The organism is Pseudomonas sp. GP01-A4 (assembly GCF_058780865.1).
In genome coordinates, this window is record NZ_JBYSWF010000141.1 from 1 (window position 1) to 3,477 (window position 3,477).

Below are 3,477 nucleotides of genomic sequence, written 5' to 3' on the forward strand. Positions count from 1 at the left end.
GGCGGTGGGTCAGTGACAGATTTGCTGACTGACCCACCGCCTTCGCGAGCAAGCCCGCTCCCACATTTTGGCCCTGTTTGAAATCAGGACAGGCGGTGGTTAACGAATTGTCGGCGCCCTCGCCCAATCCAGCTCACTGGCCGGCATCGGCCGGCCAAACCAGTACCCCTGGCCAAGGTCACAGCGCTGGTCCAATAGAAACCGCGCCTGCTCAACCTGCTCGATACCTTCGGCATGCACCTGCATGCCCATGCTCTGCGCCAACGCGATCACTACCCGCACGATCGCCGCATCGTCCTCATCCCACGGCAACCCGGCGACAAAACCCTGGTCGATCTTGAGCTTCTGCACCGGCAAGCGCTTGAGCCGCAGCAGCGATGAATAACCGGTGCCAAAGTCGTCGATGGCCAGGCGCAAGCCGAGCTCACGCAGGCGATGCATTTGCTCAAGGGCGACTTCCGGGTCTTCCATCACCGCGCTTTCGGTGACTTCCAGCTCTAAAAGCGCCGGATCCAGCCCCGTGTCGTGCAGCACCTTGGCTACTTGCTCATACAGCTCACGCCGGGCAAACAGGCGGCTGGACACATTCACCGCGAGAAACGTCAGCGGTGCGCCGTCTGCCAGCCATTGGCACATCTGGCGACAGGCCTGGTCCATGACCCAGGCGTCGATGTCGGCAATCAGCCCGGTGCGCTCGGCAATCGGGATGAATTCCCCCGGCGGCACCAGCCCGCGCTCCGGGTGCTGCCAGCGCACCAGGGCTTCGACGCCGATCATTCGGCTGTCTTGCAGGTCGTGCACTGGCTGGTAGTAAACCCGCAGCTCCTGCTGATCCAGCGCGCGGCGCAGTTCACCGGCCATTTCCACGCGGTGCTGGGCGTGGGCGGTAAGTTCTTCGGTGTACAAGGCGTAACCTTCGCGGCCGGCGCTCTTGGCCTTGAACAACGCGGAGTCGGCGTTGCGCAGCAGTTGCTCGGCGCTCAGCGCGTCGCTGGGGAACAGGCTGATCCCGATGCTCACGCTGATAAACAGTTGATGGCCGTCGAAGATGACCGGTTCTTTCATCGCGTCGAGAATACGTTGCGCCAGGGCGGCGGCCTGGCCCACCTGTGGACAACTTTCCGCCAGCACCGCGAACTCGTCACCGCCCAGGCGCGCCAGGGTCACGCCGGGGCCGAACAGGCCTTGCAGGCGCTCGCCGACGGCCTTGAGCAACTGGTCGCCGACGTTATGGCCGAGGCTGTCGTTGATGATCTTGAAATGGTCGAGGTCGAGCAGCAGCAAGGCGCAGCCACGTTTATGGATCTGCGCGGAGGCCAGGGCCTGTTCGGCACGATCGGTGAACAGCAGGCGGTTGGGCAGGTCGGTCAGCGGGTCGTGATGGGCCAGGTGCGCCAACTCGCTCTCGGAGTGCTTGATGGCGCTGATATCGGAGAACACCGCGACGTAGTGGCTGATATGGCCCTGCTCATCACGGATCACCCGGATGGTCTGCCACTGTGGGTAGATTTCGCCGCTTTTACGGCGGTTCCAGATTTCACCGCTCCATTCACCGTCACGTTCCAGCGTCTCGAACATCGCCTGGTAGAAACTGGCCGAGTGGCGCCCGGACTTGAACAGGCTCGGCTGGTGCCCCAGCACGTCTTCGCACTGGTAGCCGGTGATTTCGATAAAGGCCCGGTTGACGTGAACAATCAGCCCCAGGGCATCGGTGACCAGCACCCCTTCGCGGGTGCAATCGAACACGGCGGCGGCCTGCCGCAGGCGCTCGCGGTTTTCCTTCAGTGGCTGCTGGATCAGGTTCGCCCGGGCAAAGTGCGCGCAAAGCAGGTAGATCGCCAGGGCACTGAGGCTGACCCACAGGTAACCGCGTATCTGAAGCCAGCGGCCCAGCTCCACGGGTTCATCGATAAAGTTGATCAATACCTGATGGCTGAGCTGAATCCACACAATCGAAACCAGCAGGTACATCAGCCCGGCACGCAGGGCACCTCGGTATGAAAACAGCATATGTTCAGTAATCCTTACTAAAAAACCAGATTCGCCCTACAAAGGTTACGGATTATAGAATAAGAAACATCCAGTCACTCCTATCTTAAAGGGCGGCTGGTTTTATCTGTAGGCTTAGTGATAATGCGCAAGCTGGTTTTTTCTTTATCTGAGGGCCATACAGCCTATGTGGTACAACGGTTTTCTTGACTTGTCGGCCTGGCAACTGGTGGCAGTCACTCTGTTGATGACCCACGTGACCATTGTCGGGGTCACGGTCTATCTGCACCGCTATTCAGCCCACCGCTCCCTGGAGCTCAATGCTGGCCTGAAACACTTCTTCCGCTTCTGGCTGTGGCTCACCACGGCGCAGAACACCCGCGAGTGGACCGCTATCCACCGCAAACACCACGCCAAGTGCGAAACCGTCGACGATCCCCACAGCCCGGTGATCAAGGGCCTGTCCACCGTGCTGCGCAAAGGTGCCGAGCTGTATCGCGCCGAAGCCGAGAACCCCGAGACCCTGCGCATCTACGGCAAGAACTGCCCGGAAGACTGGATCGAGCGCAAGCTCTACACCCCGTACCCGCTGCTGGGCGTGGCGATCATGGGCGTGATCGACCTGCTGCTGTTCGGCACCATCGGCATCACCATCTGGGCCATCCAGATGATGTGGATCCCGTTCTGGGCTGCCGGCGTAATCAACGGCCTGGGTCATGCCATCGGCTACCGCAACTTCGAATGCCGCGATGCGGCCACCAACCTGATTCCCTGGGGCATCATCGTGGGTGGCGAAGAGCTGCATAACAACCACCATACCTACCCCAACTCCGCCAAGCTGTCGGTGAAGAAGTGGGAGTTCGACCTGGGCTGGGCCTGGATCAAAGTGTTCAGCTTCCTGCGCCTGGCCAAGGTGCAACGGGTCGCGCCGATCGCCCACCGGGTCGAAGGCAAGGGCAGCCTGGACATGGACACCGCGATGGCGATCCTCAACAACCGCTTCCAGATCATGGCCCAGTACCGCAAGTTGGTGATTGGCCCGCTGGTCAAGCAGGAACTGGAAAAGGTCGATCACTCGGTGCGCCACCAATTCCATCGCGCCAAGCGCCTGCTGTCGCGGGAGACCAGCCTGCTGGATGACCGCCACCACGTGCGCATCCAGAGCATGCTGGAGCACAGCCAGGCCCTGAAAGTGATCTACGAGAAGCGCCTGGCGCTGCAACAGATCTGGCTGAAAACCAGCACCAACGGCCACGACATGCTGGCGGCGATCAAGGAATGGGTGCACGAGGCCGAGGCGAGCGGGATTCAATCCCTGCGGGACTTTGCCCATCAGCTGAAGACCTATTCGCTGCGGCCTGCCGCGGCCTGATACGGCTGTAGCGAGCCGATTTTTTGTGGCAAGGGAGCTTCTGTGGCGAGGGAGCTTGCTCCCGCTGGAGTGCGCAGCGCTCCCAAGATTTTGGGGCCGCTACGCAGCCCAGCGGG

General features: G+C 61.3%; 2 protein-coding genes. One reads left to right on the top strand and one right to left on the bottom strand.

Annotated features, from left to right (window positions below):
• Positions 1 to 99: 99 nt before the first annotated feature.
• Positions 100 to 2,010 (bottom strand): phosphodiesterase DibA, encoded by a 1,911-nt coding sequence (dibA, locus tag AC3WKX_RS34115; RefSeq protein WP_087693635.1) that lies wholly within the window; start codon positions 2,008 to 2,010, stop codon positions 100 to 102.
• A 166-nt stretch (positions 2,011 to 2,176) separates the two neighbouring features.
• Between dibA and desA the strand changes: the two genes are divergently transcribed.
• Positions 2,177 to 3,361, top strand: coding sequence for a delta-9 fatty acid desaturase DesA (desA, locus tag AC3WKX_RS34120; protein WP_087693634.1), 1,185 nt, complete (start codon positions 2,177 to 2,179; stop codon positions 3,359 to 3,361).
• Positions 3,362 to 3,477: the final 116 nt, after the last annotated feature.

Bases quoted from the DNA above. Each gene is read 5' to 3' on its own strand.
- desA (WP_087693634.1), top strand. From the start codon at position 2,177: ATGTGGTACAACGGTTTTCTTGACTTGTCGGCCTGGCAACTGGTGGCA.
- dibA (WP_087693635.1), bottom strand. From the start codon at position 2,010: ATGCTGTTTTCATACCGAGGTGCCCTGCGTGCCGGGCTGATGTACCTG.